This is a genomic window from Microbacterium jejuense, from assembly GCF_039544225.1.
Classification (GTDB): Bacteria; Actinomycetota; Actinomycetes; order Actinomycetales; family Microbacteriaceae; genus Microbacterium; species Microbacterium jejuense.
Genome location: NZ_BAABLG010000008.1, coordinates 347,356 through 369,154 on the forward strand (window position 1 = coordinate 347,356; position 21,799 = coordinate 369,154).

Genomic DNA, 21,799 nt, shown 5'->3' on the forward strand with positions numbered 1-21,799 from the left:
GTCGCGACCGGCCGGCGGTGGGTCAGACCCGGCGCGTGCTGGCGCGCACGATGAGCCGCGGCACCCGGGTCGGCGGCGGTGCCGTGGCCTCTTCGTCCTGCAGCTGGGTGAGCACCGCGGCCATGGCGTCGCGGCCGAGGCCCACGAAGTCCTGCCGCACCGTCGTCAGCGGCGGTGAGAAGTGCGCGGCCTCGGGGATGTCGTCGAAGCCCACCACACTCACGTCATCGGGCACGCGCAAGCCGGCGTCGGTCAGCGCGTGCAGCAGTCCGAGCGCCATCTGGTCGTTCGCGACGAACACCGCACCCGGCATGCCGACGCCCACCAGCTCGGCACCGATGCGGTAGCCGGCCTCGGGCGACCAGTCGCCGCGCTCGGGCTCGCGTCCGGCGATCCCGGCCTCGGCGAGGCTGTCGCGCCAGCCCCGCAAGCGCTCCTCGGCGTCCATCGATCCGTCCGGCCCCGCGATGTGCGCGATGTCGCGGTGCCCGAGCTCGAGCAGGTGCGAGACGGCGGTGCGTGCTCCCTGGTGCTGGTCGAGGGTGACGCGGATGCCGCGGCCCCGCGACTCCGACGCGATCGACACCAGCGGCACGCCGAGCTCCCAGCCGTCGAATGCGTCCAGCGCCGCCCTCTCAGCGGCCAGCAGCACGACAGCCTCGACGTTCTGCCGGATGAGCATCTCGGTCGCCGACCGCAGCGTCGCGGGTGCGGCGTCGGCGGGGTTCGTGGCGATGACGGCGTACCCGGCGTCGCGCGCGGACTCGTTGAAGTTCAGCACGACGCTCGACGGTCCGTAGTCGGGCAGGCCCGTCGCGACCAGCCCGATCGTGCGCGAGCGGCGCGTCACCAGCGCGCGCGCCGCCTGCGAGGGCACGTAACGCAGCTGCGTGATCGCGTTCTGGACGCGCTCGCGCGTGGCCGGTCGCACGTTCGGCAGGTCGTTGAGCACGCGCGACACTGTCTGGTGCGAGACACCGGCGAGGCGCGCGACGTCGAAGATCGTCGCGACGCGATTGCGGTCGCCGGTTGCGCTCACGTGCTGCGCTCGCTCCCCTCGGGAGCGTCCGGTTGCGTCCCGTTCCCCATTATCGCGGGATGCCGCCTGCCACGGCCGAAGGCCCCGCCCGAGCCGCCGACCCTCATCGTCGCCGCGCCGTCAGCACGCGCTGCAGCGCGATGAACACCAGCAGCAGCACGCCGATGAAGATCTTCGTCCACCACGACGACAGCGTGCCCTCGAACGAGATGATCGTCTGGATGATGCCGAGCACCAGCACACCCAGCACCGAGCCGAGGACGAACCCGTAGCCGCCGGCGAGGAGCGTGCCGCCGATGACGACCGCGGCGATCGCGTCGAGCTCGGTGCCGATCGCGGTGAGCGGGTAGCCCGACAGCGTGTAGAAGGTGAACAGCACCCCCGACAGCCCCGAGCAGAATCCGCTGACGACGTAGACGAGCACCTTCGTGCGCGCCACCGGCAGGCCCATCAGCATGCCGCTCTGCTCGCCGCCGCCGATCGCGTACACGGTGCGGCCGAAGCGCGTGCGGTGCAGCATCCACACCGCCACCGCCACGACGACCACGGCGATCACGACGCTCCACGTGATCGACATGCGACCGCCGAGCGGGATGCGCGACACCGCCAGCGCGATGAACGCCGGGTCGCTGATGGCGATCGAGTTCTGGCTGATCACGTAGCAGAGGCCGCGCGCGAGGAACATGGCCGCGAGTGTCGCGATGAACGGCTGCACTTTGAAGTAGTGGATCATGAGGCCCACGAGCAGCCCCAGCACGCTCGTCGCGAGGAGGATCAGCGGGATGACCACTGCCGGCGGGAGCCCCGCCTGCAACAGGCTCGCGGCGATCATCGTCGACAGGGCGACGACGGCGCCGACCGACAGGTCGATGCCGCCCGTGAGGATCACGAACGTCATGCCGACGGCGAGCACGATGAGGTACGCGTTGTCGATGAACAGGTTCAGCAGCACCTGCCCGCTGAGGAACCCGGGGTAGCGCACGCCGCCGATGATGAAGACGGCCACGAACAGCACCGCGGTCACGAGGACCGGGCCGTACTTGGGGCTCGTGAATGCGTCGCGCACGCGGGCGCCGAAGCCGGCGGGCCGGCGCGCCGCACCGGCGGCGGGCAGAGTCGGCGGGGCGGGGGTCAGAGTAGTCATCATGCGGATGCCACGCCCTTTCCTGCGCGGACGGCGAGGCTTCGCCGGAACGATGCGAGCGCCTGGTTCGTCGTCGGCGACTGCAGCAGGCAGACGACGGTGACCACGGCCGCCTTGAACACCATGGTCGCGATCGGCGGGATGCCGACGGTGTAGACAGTGGTCACGAGCGTCTGGATGACCAGCGCCCCGACGAGCGTGCCGGTGAGCGAGTAGCGGCCGCCGGCGAGCGAGGTGCCGCCGATCACGACGGCGAGGATCGCGTCGAGCTCGATGAACAGCGCGGCGTTGTTGGCGTCGGCGGCCATCGTGTTGGCGGTGAGGATGAGCCCCGCGACCGCAGCGCACACCGCCGAGAACGTGTACACGGCGAACAGCAGGCCGCGCGCGCGGATGCCCGCCTGGCGGGACGCCTCGGGGTTTATGCCGACGGCCTCGATCATCATGCCGAGCGCGGTGCGGCGCGTGAGCGTCGCGGCGAGCGCGAACACCGCCGCCGCGATGTAGACGGCGATCGGGATGCCGAGCCAGAACCCCGAGCCCAGCGCCTTGAACGGCGGGCTCGTCACGGTGAGGATCTGCCCCTCGGTGATGAGCATCGCGACGCCGCGGCCGGCGGTCATGAGGATGAGGGTGGCGATGATGGGCTGGATGCCGAGCACGGCGACCAGGAACCCGTTCCACACACCGAGCACGAGCGAGATGAGCAGGGCCACCACGATCGCGACGGCCACCGTCGCCGGGTTGCCGGGGTCGGGCGAGCCGAGCAGGATGCTGCACGCGACCGCGCCCGAGATCGCGGCGACCGCGCCGACCGACAGGTCGATGCCGCGGGTCGCGATCACGAGCGTCATGCCGATCGCGACGATGAGCGTCGGGGCGCCGTTGCGCAGGATGTCGATGAGGCTGCCGTAGAGGTTGCCGTCGCGCACGGTGACGGCGAAGAAGCCGGGCACCGCGATCACGTCGATGATGAGCAGCACGGCGAGCATCACGAGCGGCCAGAACAGCCGGCTCGCGACCAGGCGCGCCAGGAGGGCGGTCATGCGGGTTCCTCCGCGGTCTCGGGGGTGGGATCGGGAACGACGTCGTCGTCGCTGCCGTCGGCGATGAGCGCCAGCAGGCTGTCGACGGTGAGGTCGTCGTTGGCGAGGTCGGCGACCTTGCGGCGATCGCGCATCACGACCACGCGATGGCTCAGGCGGAGGACCTCTTCGAGCTCGGCCGAGATGTAGACGACGCTCATGCCGTTCTCGGCGAGACTCACCACGAGCTTTTGGATCTCGGCCTTGGCGCCGATGTCGATGCCGCGCGTCGGCTCGTCGAGGATCAGCAGGCGCGGTGCGACCGCGAGCCAGCGGGCGAGCAGCACCTTCTGCTGATTGCCGCCCGACAGGTTGCGCACCACGGCGTCGGCGTCGGCCGGCCGGATGCCCAGAGCCTGGATGTAGCTCTGTGCGAGCTCGTCCTGCCGCTTCTTGGGGATGGGGCGGAACCATCCGCGGTCCGCCTGCAGCGCGAGGATGATGTTGTCGCGCACGGTGAGCTCGTCGACGATGCCCTCCGAGCGGCGGTTCTCGCTGGAGAACGCGATCCGCTGCGACAGCGCCTGGCGCGGGCTGCGCAGCCGCGTCGCATCATCGCGCACGGTCAGCGTTCCGCTGTCGACGCGGTCGATGCCGCCGAGCAGGCGCGCGACCTCGGTGCGGCCCGAGCCGAGCAGGCCCGCGAAGCCGACCACCTCGCCCTCGTGGATGGTCACGTCGACGGGGCTCACCGCACCCCGGCGGCCGATCCCCCGCGCCCTCAGGAAGACCGTCGGGTCGCCGGCATCCGCTTCGGCTTCGCGCACCCGCTGCTCGAGGTCGTCGAGCGTGGCGATCTCTTTGCCGATCATCTTCTGCACCAGATCGATGCGCAGCAGATCCGGCGTCAGGTACTCGCCGACGAGCCGGCCGTTGCGCAGCACGGTGAGCCGGTCGGCGATCTCGTACACCTGGTCGAGGAAGTGCGACACGAACAGGATGGCGACTCCGCCGTCTTTGAGCGACCGGATGATCCGGAACAGCTCTGCCACCTCGTCGGCATCGAGGCTCGAGGTCGGCTCGTCGAGGATGAGCACGCGCGCGTCGATGTTGATCGCCCGCGCGATCGCGATGAGCTGCTGCACGGCCAGCGAGTGCGAGCCCAGCAGCGAGCCGGGATCGACGTCCAGGCCGAGGCCGGTGAGCACGTCGCGCGCCCGCGCCCGCATGCGGCGGGTGTCGATCGCACCGAAGCGTCGCGGCTCGCGGCCGAGCATGATGTTCTCGGCGACCGACAGGTTCGGCAGGAGGTTGACCTCCTGGTACACCGTCGAGATGCCGGCGTCCTGGGCCTGCGCGGTGGTGTGGAACGACACCTCGTCGCCACCGAGCCGGATCGTGCCGGAGTCGATCTGGTAGACGCCGGTGAGCGCCTTGATGAGGGTCGATTTGCCGGCGCCGTTCTCGCCCATGAGCGAGTGCACCTCGCCCGGGAACATGCGGAACGAGACGGTGTCGAGCGCTTTCACGCCCGGGAACGAGATCGAGATGTCGGTCATCTCGACCACGGGCTCGGGGGCTCCGGCGGGTGCGGGCGGACGCGTGTGGTCGGTCATCCTGGGTTCTCCGTCGAACGGGGGATCTCGGCGTGGACGAGGGGCGGATGCCGCGGCATCCGCCCCTCGTGCGCGCTCAGTACTTGCGGTCGGGCAGGGCCTCGACGGCCTGCTCCTGGGTGAACGTCGTCTCATCGGTGATGATGCGCGGCTCGACCGTGCCGCCGTCGTTCAGGGTCGTGATGATGTCGATGAGCTGCGCGCCGAGCAGGGGCGAGCACTCGACGATGAAGTTGATCTTGCCATCCGCGAGGGCCTGCATGCCGTCGTGCACCGCGTCGACGGTGACGATCTTGATGTCCTTGCCCGGGACGAGGCCCGCAGCCTCGATCGCCTCGATGGCGCCGAGCCCCATGTCGTCGTTGTGCGCGTAGACGAGGTCGATGTCGGGCTGCGACTTGAGCATCGCCTCCATGACCTGCTTGCCGCCGGCACGCGTGAAGTCGCCGGTCTGGCTGGCGACCACCTTGAGGTTCTCGTTCTGACGGATGACGTCGGCGAAGCCTTCGGCACGGTCGATGGCCGGAGCCGCACCGGTGGTGCCCTCGAGCTGGACGATGTTGACCGGCTCGGTGGTGTCCTTGTACTGGTCGAGCACCCAGAGCCCCGCCTTCTTGCCTTCTTCGATGAAGTCGGAGCCGAGGAACGAGACGTACAGCGACGTGTCCTTGCTGTCGACGGCGCGGTCGGTGAGGATGACCGGGATGCCGGCGGCCTTGGCCTCGTTGAGCACGGCGTCCCAGCCGGTCTCGACGACGGGCGAGAACGCGATGTAGTCGACGCCCTGCTGGATGTACGACCGGATCGCCTTGATCTGGTTCTCCTGCTTCTGCTGGGCGTCCGAGAACTTCAGCTCGATGCCGGCCTCCTTGAAGGAGTCCTGGATGTCTTTCGTGTTGGCGGTGCGCCAGCCCGACTCGGCGCCGACCTGCGCGAATCCGACGACGAGGTCGCCGAGCGCCTTGGGACCGTCGCCGCCGGCGCTGTCGCCGCTGTCGCCCGAGCTCGCGCAGCCCGCGAGGCCGAGCAGCAGCGCGCCGGCCGCGACGATCGAGAGCAGCTTCTTCATGTGAGTGAACCTCTCTGTTCAATGTGCCCTGTTCAGTGGGATGCGGCGCGCTCCGTCGTCTGCCGGAGGGATGCCGCATCGCTGTGCTTCCGGTGCGCCGACGGTGGCCGCGATTCAGGATGTTAGCGCTCACTGTTAGCGCTCACAAGCGTTGGATCACCGGAATTGTGCAACGAACGCGTAACGGATGTGAGCGCAAACATTTCTGCCTGCGCACGGCGCGCGGTGCGTGATCAGAGCGCGAGCAGCCGCTCGGTGTCGCCGAACACCTCGAGACCGGCGCACTCGCCGACGCCTTCGAGCAGCGTCCGGCCGCCGGCATCCCGATGACGAAGGATCACGCGGGCATCCAGGGTCTCTTCGACGCGCTGGTGCATGGCGGTGCGCAGTGGAGCGTGCAGCAGACCGCCGCGGACGCGCTCGGCATCGAGGTCGAGGGTGCCGTCGGGCCCCTCGACCGACCAGCGCACGTGGGTGTCGTCGATCGTCAGCCGCGTCTGGCGTGAGCCGTTGTAGGTGGTCCAGCGGTGCAGCCGGCCACTGTGCCGCAGACCCAGGATCGAGCCGCGGAACGAACGGCCGAGCCACGGGATGATCGCGACCGACGCGATGAGCGAGGCATCCTCGCGCTCCCCGGCCGCCGTGTCGACATGATTGCTCGCCAGCCACACATACCCCGACGGGAATGCGCGTCCCCAGTCCTTCTCGATGTACCCGCGGCCGCCGTCGAACGACTGCCGCTCGCCCTCGACCTCCAGCGTTCCGGCGAGGGCGTGGCCGAACGAGACGATGCCGTGGAAGCACTCCATGAAGGGAACGAGCCCGTACCAGCCCATGATGCCGGGTTCTCGCAGCGTCACCGGCCACGGCGCCAGCGGTGTCGTGAACGCGACCTCGCCGTGCAGCTGCGGCAGGTCGAGCGACACCCCGCCGGCATGGAACCGGTTCGGCCCGACAGTCACGTCGAAGGACCGGTCGGATGCCGCAAGCGCCGCCGCGGGGAACGGGTGGTACCACGACCGGCCGGTCAGCCCGTCGAGCACCTGGACGAACGCCTCGTCGCGTGCGCCGCCGTCGCCGGCGAGTCCGCGGAACACACCCGGGATGACCGCCCAGCGCTGCGACCGATCGGCCGAGACGAGCTTGACGTACCAGCCCTCGAAGAACCCGCTGCGCACGCCGCGCCCATGGAACGCCTCGGGGTGCCGCACCCCGCGCGCCCACGCCACCGGAGTCCGCACGGCACCACCCTAGGCCCGTCGCACCGGACCGCGGGTCCTCACGTCCCGGAACGGGCCAGCAGCTTGCGGATCTCGGCGTTCGTGGCCTCCGACTGCGCCAGCAGTGCCTGCAGCCGGGCGGCGTCGACACCCGCCGGCACACCGGCGCCACCGTCGGGCGCCGCGTCTGCGCCCTTGCCCACGGCACCTGCCGCGGCGCCGGCGGCGACACCGCGGGAGGCGGCGTCCGCGAGCGCGGAGTTCGTCGCGTCGTCGCCGGCCCCGGTCGCCACGGCGTCGGCGCCACCCGTGGGGGCGGCGGCGGCATCCACCTCTCCGGCGGCGGAGCCCGACGTCGACGGGCCCAGGAACACGTTCGCGAGATAGCCGGTGAACGTGCCGAAGATGCCGATGCCGACGATGATGATCATCGCGCCGAGGATGCGCCCGAGGTTGGTCACCGGGTACGTGTCGCCGTAGCCGACCGTCGCGATCGTGACGATCGTGTACCAGATCGCATCGGAGGCGGTCGTGATGTTCGCCCCCTCGGCGTGCTCCTCGATCGCGAGCATGGAGATGCTGCCGAACTGCAGCACCAGGATGCCCATCAGAAGCAGGGTCATCAGGGCACTGTTCGCACGGTCCTGAACGAGGGTGCGGATGAGCGTGCGGACCCCGAGCTTGCGCAGCAGCCGGTACACGCGCACCAGCCGGAAGATGCGCAGGATCTTGAACTCCGCGAACGGCAGGCTCGCCAGCAGGTCGGCCCAGCCGAAGTCCCGGAAGAAGTACTTGGTGGCCGACGGCGCCGTGAAGATCCGGTACACGAAGTCCAGCAGGAAGATGACGCTGAACAGGCCGTTCATCACGCTCAGCACCGTCTGGAGCGACGGATCGGTGCGGAAGACGTACACCAGCACGAGGTTCAGGATCGACAGGATCGACAGGACCCCGATGAAGATCTCGTACGCGGTGTTCTTCAGTTCTGAGCGGACCTTCTTCGGTTTCGCTCTCTTGGCCATCATCGCCGCCTTCCGACACGATCACGGCCGGAGTGCCGCCCGCGGGCACCATTGTGGCGCACCGCGGGGCGGCGGCGCGTCAGGCGCGGTCGGCGATGCGCTCCCCCGCCTCGACACGTGCCGTCAGGCGGTTGTTCAGCGGCGGCAGCGGGCACACGTAGTGGTCGCTGAAGGCGCACGGCGGCAGGTACGCGCGGTTGAAGTCGACGGTGACGGAGCCGTCTGCGGCAGGGACCTCGATCGGCAGGAAGCGGAACCGGTACGCGTCGACATTGCTGGTCCCGTCGGCGATCACCGCCTCGAGCTCGTCGTCGAGGTCGCCCCACACCGTCAGTTCGACCCTCTCGCCACCGACGTCGAGTGAGATCGTGCCCACCGCGGGCTCTTCGCGCTCGTAGCCGTCGACGCTCTCGATGACGATCGACTGGCCCTCGGCAGCCGCGTGGAAGACGCCGGGGATCGCCCACGCATCGTCCTGAGGGAACGAGAGGATGCCGCGCAGCGACGTGCGGCCGGGTGTCTCGGGATCGAACACGCGCAGCGCCGGGGCACCGCCGCGATTGATGGCCTTCAGGCGCAGCGGGCCGATGTCGAGGTGCTCGCCGGCCGACAGCGCGACCTCGGCTGTCTCACCCGGCAGCCCGGCGCCGACGACGCGACCGTCCTCGCCGCGCCACAGCCCCGGCGCACCCTCGTACTCGCGCGGCTCGGCGTCGAGCCAGTGCGTGAAGCGCAGCGCGGCGGTGCCGTGCGGGGCCGAGACTGCCGCCCAGCGCGGGTCGGCGGCCGAGGCGATGTCGGGGGTGCTCACGGGGAGAGTCATGCGGGTCCTTCGTCCGGGGCGGCGTCGCGCCGCTCCTCCATCCCAACACGTCGCCGCCGGCGGAATTCCCCACGGCGGTCGTGGGCGTCACGCGGCGTCACGCTCCATACCTTGCACTTCTAGGTGACTTGTACTTCTATGTACCTAGATGTTCTAGGCATGAATGCGGGAGGCACGATGAAGATCGGCAAAGACCTGGTCGCCGCGGCGGCGACGCCGATGGTGCTCGGCATCCTCTCCGAGGGCGAGTCCTACGGGTACGCGATCCTGCAGCGCGTCGGCGAGCTGTCAGGCGGCGAGCTGGAGTGGAGCGACGGCATGCTCTACCCGCTGCTGCACCGCCTGGAGCGCCTCGGCCACGTCGAGTCGTCGTGGGGCGCGTCGCCGAGCGGCCGCCCGCGAAAGCACTACCGGCTGAGCCCCGACGGGCGTGCGGCGTTCGCCGAGCAGCGCCGTCAGTGGAGCGTCGTCAGCATGGCGCTGCAGCAGGTGTGGCAGGGGCGCGACGGCAACGATCAGAGGGGCGGCACCGACTTCTTCGGCGCTCCGGCGCTCGGGGGTGCGTGAGATGGGCGACGACCTGGAGGGCGTCCTCGACCCGGGCACCGAGCAGCAGATCACGGCGTGGCGCAGCTACGTGTCGCGCCGCGAGGCCATCGACGGCCGCGACGTCGACGAGCTCGAGGACCATCTGCGCGGCGAGATCGGCCGGCTGGCGGCATCCGGTCTCGACGCCGACGAGGCGTTCCTCGTCGCCGTGAAGCGACTGGGCGCACTGGACGATCTGTCGCGCGAATTCGCGCGCGAGCACTCCGACCGGCTGTGGAAGCAGCTGATGTTCGCCGACGAGCCGGCCGTGCCGCGTGCCGGCGGACTCGCGCTCGCGGTCGGTCTCGCCGTGGGCGCGGCGATCGCGATCAAGGTGCCAGCGCTGTTCGGCGTCGACTTCGCGGGAACGGGAAGCTTCTATCCGCGGTTCCTGCCGCTGCTGATCCTGCCCTTCGTCGCGGTGTACTTCCTGGTGCGCCGCCGGGCGTCGCCGGCGACAGTGCTGGCGGTCGCCGCGCCGTTCGCCCTGGCCGCGGTGCTGATGGCCGTGTACCCGTTCCACAACGACGCTGCGACGCTCGTGCTGGCGACGACACACTGCGCGGTCGCGCTGTGGCTCGTGATCGGCATCGCGTACATCGACGGGCGGGTGCGCTCGAGCCGGGCGCGCATGGACTTCATCCGCTTCACGGGCGAATGGGTCGTGTACCTCGCGCTCATCGCCCTCGGCGGCGGCGTGCTCATCGCGCTCACGATGGGCGTGTTCGCCGCGATAGGCGTCGACGCCGCCATGTTCGTGCAGGACTGGATGCTGCCCTGCGGCCTCGCCGGCGCCGTCGTGGTCGCCGCCTGGCTCGTGGAGGCCAAGCAGAGCGTCATCGAGAACATCGCCCCCGTGCTGACGAAGCTCTTCACGCCGCTGTTCGCGCTGCTGCTGCTCGCCTTCATCGTCGCCGGCATCGTGCAGGGTGTGAGCACCGCGACGGGCGTCGAGGTGTTCGGCCAGCGGGACCTGCTGATCCTCTTCGACGTCGTGCTGGTCGTGGTCGTGGGGCTGCTGCTGTACGCGCAGTCCGCGCGCGACCCGCTGGCGCCGCCGTCATGGTTCGACAGTCTGCAGCTGGTGCTCGTTGCCGCCGCGATCGTCGTCGATGCGATGGTCCTGGTCGCGATGATCGGGCGCATCGCGGAGTGGGGCGCGAGCCCCAACAAGCTCGCCTCGCTCGGCCTGAACGTCATCCTGCTCGCGAACCTCGCGGGCGCCGCGTGGCTGCAGCTGCGCTTCGTGATGCACCGCGCTCCGCTCGAGCGTCTCGAGCGGTGGCAGACCGGCTTCCTCCCCGTCTATCTGGCGTGGGCGGCCGTCGTGGTCGTCGTCTTCCCGCCCGTGTTCGACTTCGTCTGAGACTGGTGGATGCCGGGGTCCCCGGCATCCCTCTCAGATGTCGTTGCAGGTGCCCGCGGCATCGTGGTTGCATGATCACGCGACCGTCCGGTCGCATCGATGGCAGGAAGCGTGGACATGACCGACAAGCCCAACATCCTCATCATCTGGGGAGACGACATCGGCGTCTCGAACCTGAGCACCTACAGCGACGGGCTGATGGGATACCGCACCCCGAACATCGACCGCATCGCGGACGAGGGCGTGAAGTTCACCGACTACTACGGCGAGCAGAGCTGCACGGCGGGCCGAGCGGCGTTCATCACCGGTCAGAATCCGTACCGCACCGGCTTGACGAAGGTCGGACTGCCAGGCGCGGACATCGGCCTGCGGGCCGAGGACCCCACGATCGCAACCGCGCTGAAGGCGCAGGGCTACGCCACCGGCCAGTTCGGCAAGAACCACCTCGGTGACCGCGACGAGTTCCTGCCGACCGCGCACGGCTTCGACGAGTTCTTCGGCAACCTCTACCACCTCAATGCGGAAGAGGAGCCCGAGCTGCCGGACTACCCCACCGAGGCCGACTTCCCGAACTTCCGAAAGCGGTTCGGACCGCGCGGCGTGCTGCACACGTGGGCCAACGACGACGGCACGCAGCGGATCGAAGACACCGGCCCCCTCACCAAGAAGCGCATGGAGACGTGCGACGACGAGTTCCGCGACGCGGCCGTCGACTTCATCCGCCGCCAGGACGAGGACGACAAGCCGTTCTTCGTGTGGTTCAACTCGACCCACATGCATTTCCGTACCCATACGCGTGAGCAGGACCTCGGCCGCGCCGGGCGCTGGCAGTCCCCGTATCACGACACGATGCTGTATCACGACGAGATCGTCGGCGACCTGCTGGACCTGCTCGATGAGCTGGGGATCGCCGACAACACCATCGTGATGTACTCCACCGACAACGGCCCGCACATGAACAGCTGGCCGGACGCGGGCATGACGCCCTTCCGGAACGAGAAGAACTCGAACTGGGAGGGTGCCTACCGTGTGCCGGCGATGGTGCGGTGGCCGGGTCACATCCCGGCGGGCACGACCCTGAACGGCATCGTGAGCCACAACGACTGGTTCGTCACCCTGCTCGCCGCTGTCGGGCAGCCCGACATCGCCGACGAGCTCAAGGCCGGCACGGAGCTCGGGGGCGTCGATTACAAGGTGCACCTCGACGGCCACAACCAGCTCGACTACATCACCGGAAAGGCCGAGAGCAGCCCACGGGAGTTCTTCTTCTACTCGTCTGACGACGGCGACCTGACCGCGCTGCGCTACGACAACTGGAAGTTCGTCTTCCTCGAGCAGCGCGCCACCGGAACCCTGCAGATCTGGCAGGAGCCGTACACCGAGCTGCGCTTCCCGAAGCTCTTCAACCTGAAGACCGATCCGTACGAGCGCGCTGATCTCACCTCGAACACGTACTGGGACTGGGTGCTGGATCACATCTTCCTGTTCATTCCGGCGCAGACATTCGTCGCTGAGATGCTGCAGACGTTCGCCGAGTTCCCGCCCCGTCAGAAGCCTGCCTCGTTCAACCTCGACCAGGTGATGGCCAAGCTGACCGAAGCCGGCTCGGGCGCTTCCTGACGCCGGACCCATGCGGCCCTGGGTGCTGCACGTCGACCTCGACCAGTTCATCGCGGCGGTCGAGATCCTGCGGCGGCCGGAGCTCGCCGGCAAGCCGGTGATCGTCGGCGGCCGGGGTGACCCGACCGAGCGGGCGGTGGTCTCGACGGCATCGTACGAAGCGCGTGAGTTCGGCGTCGGATCGGGGATGCCGCTGCGCATCGCCGCACGCAAGATCCCGGATGCCGTCATCCTGCCGGTCGACGCGCCCACCTACCTCGCGGCATCCGACGAGGTCATGGCGACCCTGCGCGCACAGCCCGGCGCCGTCGTGCAGGTGCTCGGGTGGGACGAGGCGTTCGTCGGCATCGAGGCCGACGACCCCGAGGCGTACGCGCGGCGATTGCAGGCGGACGTGCTGGAGCGGACGCGGCTGCACTGCAGCGTCGGCATCGGCGACACCCTCGTGCGCGCCAAGGTGGCGACGGGGTTCGGCAAGCCGCGGGGCGTCTTCCGGCTGACGGCGGCGAACTGGCTCGACGTCATGGGCGAACGACCGGTCGTCGATCTCTGGGGCGTGGGCTCCAAGGTGTCGAAGCGGCTCGGGCTGCTCGGCATCCGGACCGTCCGCGAGCTCGCCGCCGGCGACGAGGCCGCGCTCGTCACCGAGTTCGGGCCCAAGATGGGCCTCTGGTACCGGCAGCTCGGTCGCGGCGACGGGGCATCGGTCGTCGACGACACCCCTTGGGTCGCACGCGGACACAGCAAGGAGACGACGTTCCAGACCGACATCGTCGATCCCGCCGACATCGAACGTGAGGCCCGACGGCTGCTGGATGCGGTGCTGGCCGAGGTCGCCGCCGATGAGCGTCCCGTCGTGGGACTCGGGCTCAAAGTGCGGTACGCGCCGTTTCTCACGAAGACCTTCACCAAGAAGGTCGCCACCACCTTCGACCGGTCCGTCGTCGTCGCGAAGGCGATGGAGCTGGTCGCGAAGATCGAACCCGGTCGCCCGATCCGCCTGCTCGGCATGCGGGCCGAGATGGCCATGCCCGACGACGCCCGTGAGGGCCACACCCCGACCCGCGGCGGCTGGTGACCAGCGGCGGTCACAGGCGCGGATCGATCGCGACCCGCACGTCGGCACCGGTGGCGGCGGCCTCCAGCGCGGCATCCAGTCCCGAAAGCGGATGCGGACGCCCGACGAGCTGCGCGAACGGGTACCGGTGGCCGTGCTCCTGCAGGAACCCCACCGCGCCGGCGAGGTCATCGGGGTCGTAGTTGTGCACGCCGCGGATCGTGGTGAGGTTGCGCACCGTGCGCTCGGGGTCGAGCGCCTGGGCCGGGCCGGGCGAGACGCTGCCGACGAGCGTCACGACGCCGCCCACCCCGATCACGTCCAGCACGAACGCGACCGCACTGGCCGCGCCCGAGGCCTCGATCGCCGCGGTGACCTCGCGCGCGCGCAGGCGCCGCAGCGCTCGCGCGAGCCCTCCGGGTTCACCGGGATCGATCATCGCGGACGCTCCGAAGGACCGCGCCAGGGTCCGCCGCGCCGGGTCGGGGTCGGCGACGATCACCCGCGCTCCGGCACCGGCGGCGATCGCCGTCGCCGTCAGGCCGATGAGCCCGGCGCCCGTCACGAGCATCACCGCACCGTCGAGGTCGACGATGTCGGAGGCACGATCGACCGCGGCCCACGCCGTGGCGGCGGCGCACGTCGCGGGCGCGAGCACCGCGGCCGGCAGCGTCTCGCCCACGCGCACGATCGCGGTGCCCGCCCGCAGGTGCACGTGGGTCGCGAACCCGCCCGAGAGCTCCCACCGCGGCATCACCCGCTCGTGGCCGTACTTGAGCAGCTGCCGGCACTTCTGCGGCAGGCCTCGCGCACACCGGTCGCAGCGGCCGCACGCGGCCATGATCGACCACACGACGCGGTCGCCGACGGCCAGGCGCACGCCGTCCAGGGCGCGCACATCGTCGAGCACCGCGACGATGCGCCCGACGTACTCGTGACCGAGCACCAGCGGCGTCGGCGCCTTGCGGTGCCCCGCCACGGTGTGGACGTCGGAGCCGCACACCGTGGCGAGCTCGACCTCGACGAGGACGTCGCCCTCAGCCAGGCGGACGCCCGGGACGGCGATCGTCTCGTGCCGTCGGCCATGACCGAGCCACACCATCGCGGTCGCGGGCGGCGAGAGGTCGACGTCACGCGATGCCGTCGCCGGCGCGGCGACCGGCAGGGCCATGTCAGGCGTCGATTCCGAGCGGCGCAACCGCGACCGGCGACGGCAGCCGCCGCAGAGCCGGCAGCCCCAGCAGGCCGGGGAGCGCCGTCACGTCGTCCACGACGGCATCCGCTCCCGCGTCGGCGAGCGCAGCACTGTCGTGTGCGCCGCTGAGCACACCGACCACGAGCCCGGCGCCGGCCGCACGGCCCGCGGCGACGTCACTGGTCGTGTCGCCGACGACGACGACGGATGCCACCGCCGACGCCTGCGTGCGCAGCAGTGCCGCGAGCACGAGATCGGGCGCCGGGCGACCGCGACCGACGTCGACGGGCGACAGCGCGGCGTCCACGAGAGCACGCCAGCCGAGCCCGTCGAGGATGGCGTCCCGCGTGGCCGGAGCGAATCCGGTGGTGAGCACGACAGAGATGCCGGCCGCCCGCAGCGCCTCGAGCGTCTCGCGCGCACCCGGGATCGGCTCGACTCCCTCCGTCGCGATGAGATCGGCGTACGCCCGCTCGAACGCCGCGGTCGCCGCCTCGGCGCGCACCGCATCGCCGTCGGCGAGGTGCGTGAAGACGTCGATCTTGGACTGGCCCATCGTGCGACGCACGTAGTCGAGGGCCTCGGCCCACGGCATCCGCTCGGCCACGCCGGTCTCGGCGGCGGCGCGCTCGAACGCGCGCTCGACGACCCCGTCGTCGCGCACGGTGGTGCCGGCCATGTCGAGCACGATGAGTTCCACAGGGGCGAGCGGGCGGGCAGAGGCGGTCGTGGCGCTCACGTGTGCGGCGGCGGGGACGGTCATCGGGGGGATCCTTCCGGGATGGGGGTCGGGGCGAGCTCGGCGACGGCGCCGAATCGTGGAGCGAGCACGGTCTCGGCGAGGCCGAGCCCGGTGGTCATGCCGATGCCGGTCGTGGCCGCGAGCACCATCACGCCGGGCTCGGGCTCGGCGACGAGGAACTCGTCGGGTCCGCTGGCGTACACGCCCTGCCAGCGTTCGACGACGCGCGGGCGTGCGCCGAACAGCGTCTCGAACTCCTCGAGCAGCAGGGCGGCGGCCGTCTCGGGCTGGAACGGCGCGATGCCGACGCCCTTGTAGTGCGTGTCGCCGACGATCACCGAGCCGTCGGGCAGCTGGGTGTACATCTGGTTGAGGTCCAGTGCGGCGAGGTCGGGGCGCTCGGCGTGCAGGCGCTCGCGAACGACGACCGCCTCATCGAGCCCCGCGAACCGCCCGTACCGCAGGAGCGACCATCCGGTGAGCAGCGGTGCGGAGAGGGATGCGGCGTCCGCTCGCACGCGCAGCATGTCGAGCCCGCAGCGCACGACGCCGACGGACTCCGCGAGGTCCGGCAGCAGCTGGTCGAGGTCGTGATTCACCGCGACGACGACGTGTGCGGCATCCACCGGTCCTCGCGTCGTCTCGACGCGACCGGTGCGGACCGCTCCCACCGAGGTGCGGGTGCGGAACTCGACGCCCAGCGACTCCAGGTGCGCCCGGATGGCGGCGGCCGCCGACCGCGGATCCGTCTGCAGATCGGGGCGGATCCATGCACCGCCGACGGCGAGGGCGCCGCGCACCGACACGCGGGCCTCGAGCTCGGCCGCCGAGAGCAGGTCGATGCCGCCGTCCGCGGCCGCCGCTTCGAGCAGCGCGAGCTCGTCGTCGTGACGCGCGACGACGAGCGTCCCGGACTCGCGCAGCCAGAAGCGGGCATCGCGGGCAAGCCGCAGCCACAGCGGGCGCGACGCGTCGGCGTACTCGCGCGCCAGTCCGGTCTGGGCGCCGATGCACAGGTGCCCGAAGTTGCGGACCGTCGCGCCCAGCGTCTCGGACGCCCGGTCGATCACGACCACGCGCTGCCCGCGGCGGGCGGCGGCGTACGCGGAGGCGAGCCCCACGATGCCGGCGCCGACGACGGCGACGTCGAACGAGCGGTTCATCGGAACACCTTCCGCATCCACATCGCGATGCCCTCCACGACGAGCACCGTCGCGAGGATCATCAGCACGATCGCCGTGACCATGCCGTAGTTCGCCCCCTGGCTGGCGTTGAGCAGGTAATAGCCGACCCCGCCGCCGCCGACGATGCCGAGGATCGTGGCCGCGCGGATGTTGGTGTCGAGCAGGTAGAACGAGTGCCCGATGAGCGCACGCGATCCCTGCGGCACCGTGGCACCGGCGTACACCTGCAGGCGAGTGGCACCGGTCGCGAAGAGGGCGCGCTCGGGTCCGCGGTCGACCTCTTCGAACGAGTCGGCGATGAGCTTGCCGAGCAGCCCCACGCCGCCGACGGCCAGGGCGATCGTGCCGGCCTGCATGCCGAGCCCGGTGATCACGATGAGCACGATCGCGAGGATGATCTCGGGGATGCCGCGGATCCCGACGAGCGCGAACCTCGCGGTGCCGCGCACGCCCGCGCCGGCCGCCACGTTGCGTGCCGCGAACGAGCCGAGCAGCAGCGACGGCACGAGGGCGAGGAGCGTCGCGGCGAGCGCGATCGCGACAGTCTCGCGGAGCGCCTCGAACATCACCTCGGGGCCGTACACGCCGAAGGTCGGCGGCCAGAACTGCACGGCGACGGCAGGGATCTTCGCCCAGAAGGTCAGGAAGTCGCCCCAGTTGATCTGGCACACCCAGACTCCGGCGACCACGATCGCCACGGCGAGCCCGCCGGCGACGACGTTGCGCACACGCTCGCGCGTCCACGGCCGGCGCAGCGCCGTCTGCGGGCTCTGCGCCCAGGCGGCCGGAGCCGGAGCGATATCGCGGGCGGCGGCATCCACGCGGTCCTTCCGCGCGACGCGACGTCCGACCAGGCGATCGGCCCACGTCCGGCGGTCGCCGGCGCGGCCGAGCATCCAGGCGCGCACGACGCTGGAGACGATCTCCATCACGACGCACAGCACGAAGATCACGAGCGCGATGCCGAGGCCCAGTCCGTAGTTCAGCGACTTGAAGGCGTACGACATCTCCAGGCCGAGCCCCGCGACGCCGACGTAGCCGAGCACGACCGAGCCGCGCAGGTTGATGTCGTTGCGGTGCAGCACCGTGGCCACCCACGACGGCAGCACCTGGGGCAGGATCCCGCTGAAGAACTCCTGCGCGCGCGAGCCTCCCGCCGCGCGGATCGCGAGCCGCGGCCCCTCGTCGATCTGCTCGATCGCGTCGGCGAACATCTTCGAGATCATGCCGATCGAGTGGATGCCGATGGCCAGGATGCCGGGCAGCGCGCCGAGCGAGAACATCAGGACGAACACCATGGCGAGCACGACGTCCGGCAGCGACCGCGCGAGGACGCCCGCGAACCGGGCCGCGGCCCGCCAGCCGTTGCCGGGAGTCGTATTGGATGCCGCGAGGTACGCGATCGGCACCGACAGGGCGGCGGCGAGCAGTGTGCCGGTCAGCACCAGTCCGAGGGTGAGCGCGATGAGCCACGCGAGCTCGGCGGGCTCGGGGAAGCTGAGGGCGCCGACCCGGGCGAAGAAGCGCTCGGCGTTGCCCCAGCTGGCGACCATGTCGGGGAGCGAGATGTCGACCTCGCTGAGCGCGGCGATCGACACGGCCACGAGGGCGACGAGGGTGAGTCCCGCGGCGACGCGCTCGGGAGAGACGGGGCGCTTCGGCGCGCGCTCGGCGAGGGACGCGAGCCCCGGCGTCACGCGGGGACGATCGACGGTGGTGGTCATCGCACCGGCTCCGCGTCGGTCTCGAGGAGCTCGTCCTGCACCGCGCGCAGCTCGGCGGTGGTCGTGGCGACGCGGCCGTAGATCTCCATCACCTGCGTCTTCGTGAGGTCGCGGGTCGGCAGGTCGAGCACCACTCCGCCGTGACGGAGGCCGACGATGCGGTCGGCCCACGAGATCGCGAGATCCACCTGGTGCAGGCTGCAGACCACCGTGAGGCCCTCGTCGGCGGCGATCTCGCGGATGAGCGCCATGACCTGGTCGCTGGACTCGGGGTCGAGCGAGGCGACCGGCTCGTCGGCCAGCAGCACGCTCGGGTTCTGCATCAGTGCGCGGGCGATCGCCACGCGCTGCTGCTGCCCGCCCGACAGCGTGTCGGCGCGCTGGTACGCGCGGTCGAGGAGACCCACGCGGTCGAGGTGCCCGAGGGCGGCGAGGCGGCTCGCCCTGGCGTAGGACCAGAGACCGAGACGAGGGCCGCGCACGCCGGCGAGGGATCCGGTCAGCACGTTCTCGAGCACCGTCAGCGACGGCACGAGCTCGAACTGCTGGAAGATGAAGCCGACGCGGCTGCGCAGGGTCCGCAGTCGTCGGCCGGAGAGCTTCGGCACATCCTCGCCGAGCACCTCGACGGAGCCGGAGGTCGGGGACTCCAGCCCGTCGAGGTGCCGCAGCAGGGTGGACTTGCCCGAGCCCGAGAGCCCGAGCAGCACGACGATCTCTCCGCGGTCCACGGTGAGCGTGACGTCATCGAGGGCGGTGGTGGCGCCGAAGCGCTTGGTGACACCGTCCAGGCGGACGACAGTCTCGGGTGCGGTGGTGTTCATGGCTGCTCGGGTCCTCGTGCGGGTGCTGTCAGCGTGCGGGCGTCAGCCCTGGCACTGGGTGGCGTTCGTCTTCTGGCAGATGTCGCGGATGAGGTCGTAGTACTCGTCGTCGACCGGCTTGGTGGCGTAGAAGACGCTGCGGAAGCCGTCGGTGTCGGCGCTGTCGACGCCGCTCGCGATGATGTCGTCGATCGTGACCTCGCCGAGGATCGAGACGAGCTGCTTCTTCACGTCGTCGGGCAGTGCGTTCGCGTAGACGAGCGGGGCGCCGGGCACCATCGTCTCTTCGATGACCTTCACCTTGTCGGACTTCTCCACCTCGCTGTCTTCGGCGAAGCCGGCCTCGCACTCGACACCCTCGCCGACCTTCTGCACGCTCACGTCGTGCTTGCCGGCGAACACCGCGGTGACGTCCTTCTCGGGGTCGATCCCCTCTTCGAGCAGGTTGTACGACGGGAACAGGTAGCCCGAGGTGGACGACGGGTCGACGAAGCAGACCTTCTTGCCCTTGAAGTCGGCGAGCGAGGTGATGCTGCTGCCCGTGGGCACGATCGCCTGCGAGTAGTAGCCGGGCTCCTGGCCCTCATCGGTGACGATCGACGAGATCGGGGTGAGCTCGGCGCCGTTGTTGGTCGCGGTCACGTAGGTGAAGCCCGAGAACGACGCGACGTCGATCTTGCCGGCGATCGCGGCCTCGATGAGCGCGGCGTAGTCGGTCGACTCGTGGTACTCCACGGTCTTGCCGGTCTCCTGCGCGATGTAGTCCATGAGCGGCTGATAGTTGGTCTCGGTGTCGGCCGAGTCGGGGACGACCCCGAAGACGAGGGTGTCGGAGTCCACGGCATAGCCGGCCGTCGCTGCGGTGGCGGCATCGTCTTCGGCGGCACCGGCGGTGCCGGAGCACGCCGACAGACCGAGGACGAGCAGTGCGGCGCCGGCCAGGGCGATCGACGCGTGGGTTGCACGGAGGTTCATGACGACCTTTCGGGTGAGGGAGGGAGGAAGAACCTCCAGAACTCTTGCACTCACCCGGACGAGAAATGTACCTACGTCACGATTGTTCAAGGGTTGTTCACCCAAGTCACGCGCAGGCGAACAATCACCCCGCCAAGATGCTGCCGACCCTGGCCGCGAGTAGTATGCCTATGTGGCAGATACGGTGTACAAGCTCATCGCCGACGACCTCCGCGCGCAGATCGTCGGCGGCCGCCTCTCGCCCGGTGACGACGTGCCCACCGAGGCCGAGCTCGCTGAGCGGTGGAGCACGTCTCGAGGTCCGGTGCGCAACGCCCTGGCGACGCTGCGCCACGAGGGTCTCATCGAGACGACCCGGGGCCGTCCGGCGCGGGTCACCGCACGCAAGGCACACCAGGCCGTCGATGTCTCGATCCCGTTCACCCGCTGGGCGCGCGAGATCGGCGCCGTGCCGGGCGCTCGCACGCAGGAGGTGAGCCTGCGCCGGGCCGACGCGGAGAAGGCCTCGCTGCTCGGCATCGCCGAGGGCGACCTGGTGGTCGACGTGCTGCGCCTGCGCCTGCTCGACGACCGCGCGACGATGCTAGAGCGCCTCACCTACATCGAACCGGTGGGCCGCGTGCTGTTCGGCGTCGATCTCGACACCGTCTCGATCACCGAGTACCTCGAAGAGCAGGGCACCGCCTCGGCCGACGTCGACCACGAGATCGACGCGATCGGCGCCGACGACACCGACAGCCGGCTGCTGGGCGTGCCCCTGGGGGCTCCGGTGCTGCGGCTGCGGCGTGTGACCCGGGATGCCGGCGGCCGCACGTTCGAGGCATCCGACGACCGTTACCTGAGCGACATCGTCCGCTTCACGGTGTCGGCCTCGGGCCGGTCGCGCCAGGGCGACGCGTACGTGCGCCCGCTCGGCAGCGCCTGACGCGCCCGCCGCGCCGCCCGCCCGTCACATCGCCAGCAGCGCGATCCCCGCGACCACCACCGCCGACGCGGCCAGCCGCGCACCCGGTGAGATGTGCCAGGCGCGCAGCGCGTGCGCGTCCCACAGCGTGTACGCGGCGATCGCCGCGCCGGTGAGCAGCCCGAACACGATGGCGGGATCGACACCGCGCCGCGCCTGCGCCGCACCGCCGTTGCGGTCGACGAAGCCGATGCCGATGACGCCCACGAGGATCGCGGCGATCCCGACCAGTGCGATCGGCGACGGGCGCTCCCCCAGCACGGCGACGGCGACGATCACGGTGAGCAGCGGCCCGCTCCCCCGCGCCGTCGCGTACACGGTCGACAGGTTGCCGACGGCGTAGCCGCGCTGCAGCACGAGCATGTAGAAGACGTGGAGAGCCGCCGACACCGCGATGCCGAGCGCGAAGCCCCGCAGGTCGACGCTGCCGTCGCCGCCGAACGCGCCGAGGATGACGACCCGCCGACAGGGCGGCCGGTCGTGGCGCCGCTCGGACCAGTCGAGCCGTGACTCCGGAACCCTAGGCGCTATCGGGGTCACCGTAGCACGCGGCGGTGACCTGCGCGCCGACGGGCACTGACAGTGCCTGTCGCCGCAGGGAC

General features: G+C 70.5%; 20 protein-coding genes. 5 read left to right on the forward strand and 15 right to left on the reverse strand.

Going from position 1 to position 21,799, the window contains the following annotated elements; all coding sequences use genetic code 11:
* Positions 1-22: 22 nt before the first annotated feature.
* The 8 genes from ABEA46_RS14360 to ABEA46_RS14395 all read right to left on the reverse strand — a co-directional run bounded on the left by ABEA46_RS14360 (position 23) and on the right by ABEA46_RS14395 (position 8,958).
* Complete coding sequence (locus ABEA46_RS14360) at positions 23-1,039, reverse strand: LacI family DNA-binding transcriptional regulator (RefSeq protein ID WP_345545232.1); 1,017 nt, start codon at positions 1,037-1,039, stop codon at positions 23-25.
* A gap of 103 nt (positions 1,040-1,142) precedes the next feature.
* Entirely contained in the window at positions 1,143-2,183 is a 1,041-nt protein-coding gene (gene yjfF, locus ABEA46_RS14365; RefSeq protein ID WP_345545233.1) for a galactofuranose ABC transporter, permease protein YjfF, read from the reverse strand.
* Positions 2,183-3,229 (reverse strand): ABC transporter permease, encoded by a 1,047-nt coding sequence (locus ABEA46_RS14370; RefSeq protein ID WP_345545234.1) that lies wholly within the window; start codon positions 3,227-3,229, stop codon positions 2,183-2,185. The genes yjfF and ABEA46_RS14370 overlap by 1 nt, the downstream gene beginning before the upstream one ends.
* Entirely contained in the window at positions 3,226-4,824 is a 1,599-nt protein-coding gene (locus ABEA46_RS14375; RefSeq protein WP_345545235.1) for a sugar ABC transporter ATP-binding protein, read from the reverse strand. The genes ABEA46_RS14370 and ABEA46_RS14375 overlap by 4 nt, the downstream gene beginning before the upstream one ends.
* A 76-nt stretch (positions 4,825-4,900) precedes the next feature.
* Positions 4,901-5,893 carry an ABC transporter substrate-binding protein gene (locus ABEA46_RS14380; protein ID WP_345545236.1) on the reverse strand — a complete coding sequence of 331 codons (993 nt, stop codon included), beginning with the start codon at positions 5,891-5,893 and terminating at the stop codon, positions 4,901-4,903.
* A gap of 233 nt (positions 5,894-6,126) precedes the next feature.
* Positions 6,127-7,134: a tocopherol cyclase family protein gene (locus tag ABEA46_RS14385; protein ID WP_345545237.1), complete on the reverse strand. Its 1,008-nt coding sequence runs from the start codon at positions 7,132-7,134 to the stop codon at positions 6,127-6,129.
* A gap of 38 nt (positions 7,135-7,172) precedes the next feature.
* Entirely contained in the window at positions 7,173-8,135 is a 963-nt protein-coding gene (locus ABEA46_RS14390) for an ion transporter (RefSeq protein ID WP_345545238.1), read from the reverse strand.
* Positions 8,136-8,214: 79 nt separating this feature from the next.
* Complete coding sequence (locus ABEA46_RS14395) at positions 8,215-8,958, reverse strand: DUF1684 domain-containing protein (protein WP_345545239.1); 744 nt, start codon at positions 8,956-8,958, stop codon at positions 8,215-8,217.
* A 177-nt stretch (positions 8,959-9,135) separates the two neighbouring features.
* Between ABEA46_RS14395 and ABEA46_RS14400 the strand changes: the two genes are divergently transcribed.
* The 4 genes from ABEA46_RS14400 (at position 9,136) to ABEA46_RS14415 (ending at position 13,610) form a co-directional block, all read left to right on the forward strand.
* On the forward strand, positions 9,136-9,525 hold the full coding sequence (locus tag ABEA46_RS14400; RefSeq protein ID WP_345545748.1) for a PadR family transcriptional regulator: 390 nt from the start codon (positions 9,136-9,138) through the stop codon (positions 9,523-9,525).
* A 1-nt stretch (position 9,526) separates the two neighbouring features.
* Positions 9,527-10,912 (forward strand): permease prefix domain 1-containing protein, encoded by a 1,386-nt coding sequence (locus ABEA46_RS14405; RefSeq protein ID WP_345545240.1) that lies wholly within the window; start codon positions 9,527-9,529, stop codon positions 10,910-10,912.
* Between the two features lie 117 nt (positions 10,913-11,029).
* The gene (locus tag ABEA46_RS14410) at positions 11,030-12,532 is read left to right on the forward strand and encodes an arylsulfatase (protein ID WP_345545241.1); all 1,503 of its coding nucleotides are present in this window, start codon (positions 11,030-11,032) and stop codon (positions 12,530-12,532) included.
* Between the two features lie 10 nt (positions 12,533-12,542).
* Positions 12,543-13,610 (forward strand): DNA polymerase IV, encoded by a 1,068-nt coding sequence (locus ABEA46_RS14415; protein WP_345545242.1) that lies wholly within the window; start codon positions 12,543-12,545, stop codon positions 13,608-13,610.
* A gap of 10 nt (positions 13,611-13,620) precedes the next feature.
* On the opposite strand, the gene ABEA46_RS14420 is transcribed toward ABEA46_RS14415, so the two are convergent.
* From ABEA46_RS14420 to ABEA46_RS14445, 6 genes are read right to left on the reverse strand one after another with little or no spacing between them, the layout of a single operon-like run.
* A complete protein-coding gene (locus ABEA46_RS14420) occupies positions 13,621-14,760 on the reverse strand; it encodes an alcohol dehydrogenase catalytic domain-containing protein (protein WP_345545243.1) in 1,140 nt (379 codons plus the stop codon).
* A gap of 1 nt (position 14,761) precedes the next feature.
* Positions 14,762-15,547, reverse strand: coding sequence for a phosphonatase-like hydrolase (locus tag ABEA46_RS14425; RefSeq protein WP_345545244.1), 786 nt, complete (start codon positions 15,545-15,547; stop codon positions 14,762-14,764).
* The gene (locus ABEA46_RS14430; protein ID WP_345545245.1) at positions 15,544-16,689 is read right to left on the reverse strand and encodes a TIGR03364 family FAD-dependent oxidoreductase; all 1,146 of its coding nucleotides are present in this window, start codon (positions 16,687-16,689) and stop codon (positions 15,544-15,546) included. Before ABEA46_RS14430 ends, ABEA46_RS14425 begins: the two co-directional genes overlap by 4 nt.
* Positions 16,686-18,434: a PhnE/PtxC family ABC transporter permease gene (locus ABEA46_RS14435; protein WP_345545246.1), complete on the reverse strand. Its 1,749-nt coding sequence runs from the start codon at positions 18,432-18,434 to the stop codon at positions 16,686-16,688. The genes ABEA46_RS14430 and ABEA46_RS14435 overlap by 4 nt, the downstream gene beginning before the upstream one ends.
* The gene (gene phnC, locus ABEA46_RS14440; RefSeq protein WP_345545248.1) at positions 18,431-19,258 is read right to left on the reverse strand and encodes a phosphonate ABC transporter ATP-binding protein; all 828 of its coding nucleotides are present in this window, start codon (positions 19,256-19,258) and stop codon (positions 18,431-18,433) included. Before phnC ends, ABEA46_RS14435 begins: the two co-directional genes overlap by 4 nt.
* 42 nt (positions 19,259-19,300) lie before the next feature.
* Entirely contained in the window at positions 19,301-20,233 is a 933-nt protein-coding gene (locus ABEA46_RS14445) for a phosphate/phosphite/phosphonate ABC transporter substrate-binding protein (RefSeq protein ID WP_345545250.1), read from the reverse strand.
* Positions 20,234-20,405: 172 nt separating this feature from the next.
* Between ABEA46_RS14445 and ABEA46_RS14450 the strand changes: the two genes are divergently transcribed.
* Positions 20,406-21,158 (forward strand): GntR family transcriptional regulator, encoded by a 753-nt coding sequence (locus ABEA46_RS14450; protein ID WP_345545252.1) that lies wholly within the window; start codon positions 20,406-20,408, stop codon positions 21,156-21,158.
* 24 nt (positions 21,159-21,182) lie between these two features.
* Here ABEA46_RS14450 and ABEA46_RS14455 read toward each other — a convergent pair whose 3' ends face one another.
* Entirely contained in the window at positions 21,183-21,737 is a 555-nt protein-coding gene (locus ABEA46_RS14455) for a hypothetical protein (protein WP_345545254.1), read from the reverse strand.
* Positions 21,738-21,799 lie beyond the last annotated feature (62 nt).

Excerpts from the sequence above, each read along its gene's own strand:
- yjfF (WP_345545233.1), bottom strand. The coding sequence starts at position 2,183 with ATGACTACTCTGACCCCCGCCCCGCCGACTCTGCCCGCCGCCGGTGCG.
- ABEA46_RS14370 (WP_345545234.1), bottom strand. The coding sequence starts at position 3,229 with ATGACCGCCCTCCTGGCGCGCCTGGTCGCGAGCCGGCTGTTCTGGCCG.
- ABEA46_RS14375 (WP_345545235.1), bottom strand. The coding sequence starts at position 4,824 with ATGACCGACCACACGCGTCCGCCCGCACCCGCCGGAGCCCCCGAGCCC.
- ABEA46_RS14380 (WP_345545236.1), bottom strand. The coding sequence starts at position 5,893 with ATGAAGAAGCTGCTCTCGATCGTCGCGGCCGGCGCGCTGCTGCTCGGC.
- ABEA46_RS14390 (WP_345545238.1), bottom strand. The coding sequence starts at position 8,135 with ATGGCCAAGAGAGCGAAACCGAAGAAGGTCCGCTCAGAACTGAAGAAC.
- ABEA46_RS14395 (WP_345545239.1), bottom strand. The coding sequence starts at position 8,958 with ATGACTCTCCCCGTGAGCACCCCCGACATCGCCTCGGCCGCCGACCCG.
- ABEA46_RS14400 (WP_345545748.1), top strand. The coding sequence starts at position 9,136 with ATGAAGATCGGCAAAGACCTGGTCGCCGCGGCGGCGACGCCGATGGTG.
- ABEA46_RS14405 (WP_345545240.1), top strand. The coding sequence starts at position 9,527 with ATGGGCGACGACCTGGAGGGCGTCCTCGACCCGGGCACCGAGCAGCAG.
- ABEA46_RS14410 (WP_345545241.1), top strand. The coding sequence starts at position 11,030 with ATGACCGACAAGCCCAACATCCTCATCATCTGGGGAGACGACATCGGC.
- ABEA46_RS14415 (WP_345545242.1), top strand. The coding sequence starts at position 12,543 with ATGCGGCCCTGGGTGCTGCACGTCGACCTCGACCAGTTCATCGCGGCG.
- ABEA46_RS14420 (WP_345545243.1), bottom strand. The coding sequence starts at position 14,760 with ATGGCCCTGCCGGTCGCCGCGCCGGCGACGGCATCGCGTGACGTCGAC.
- ABEA46_RS14425 (WP_345545244.1), bottom strand. The coding sequence starts at position 15,547 with ATGACCGTCCCCGCCGCCGCACACGTGAGCGCCACGACCGCCTCTGCC.
- ABEA46_RS14430 (WP_345545245.1), bottom strand. The coding sequence starts at position 16,689 with ATGAACCGCTCGTTCGACGTCGCCGTCGTCGGCGCCGGCATCGTGGGG.
- ABEA46_RS14435 (WP_345545246.1), bottom strand. The coding sequence starts at position 18,434 with ATGACCACCACCGTCGATCGTCCCCGCGTGACGCCGGGGCTCGCGTCC.
- phnC (WP_345545248.1), bottom strand. The coding sequence starts at position 19,258 with ATGAACACCACCGCACCCGAGACTGTCGTCCGCCTGGACGGTGTCACC.
- ABEA46_RS14445 (WP_345545250.1), bottom strand. The coding sequence starts at position 20,233 with ATGAACCTCCGTGCAACCCACGCGTCGATCGCCCTGGCCGGCGCCGCA.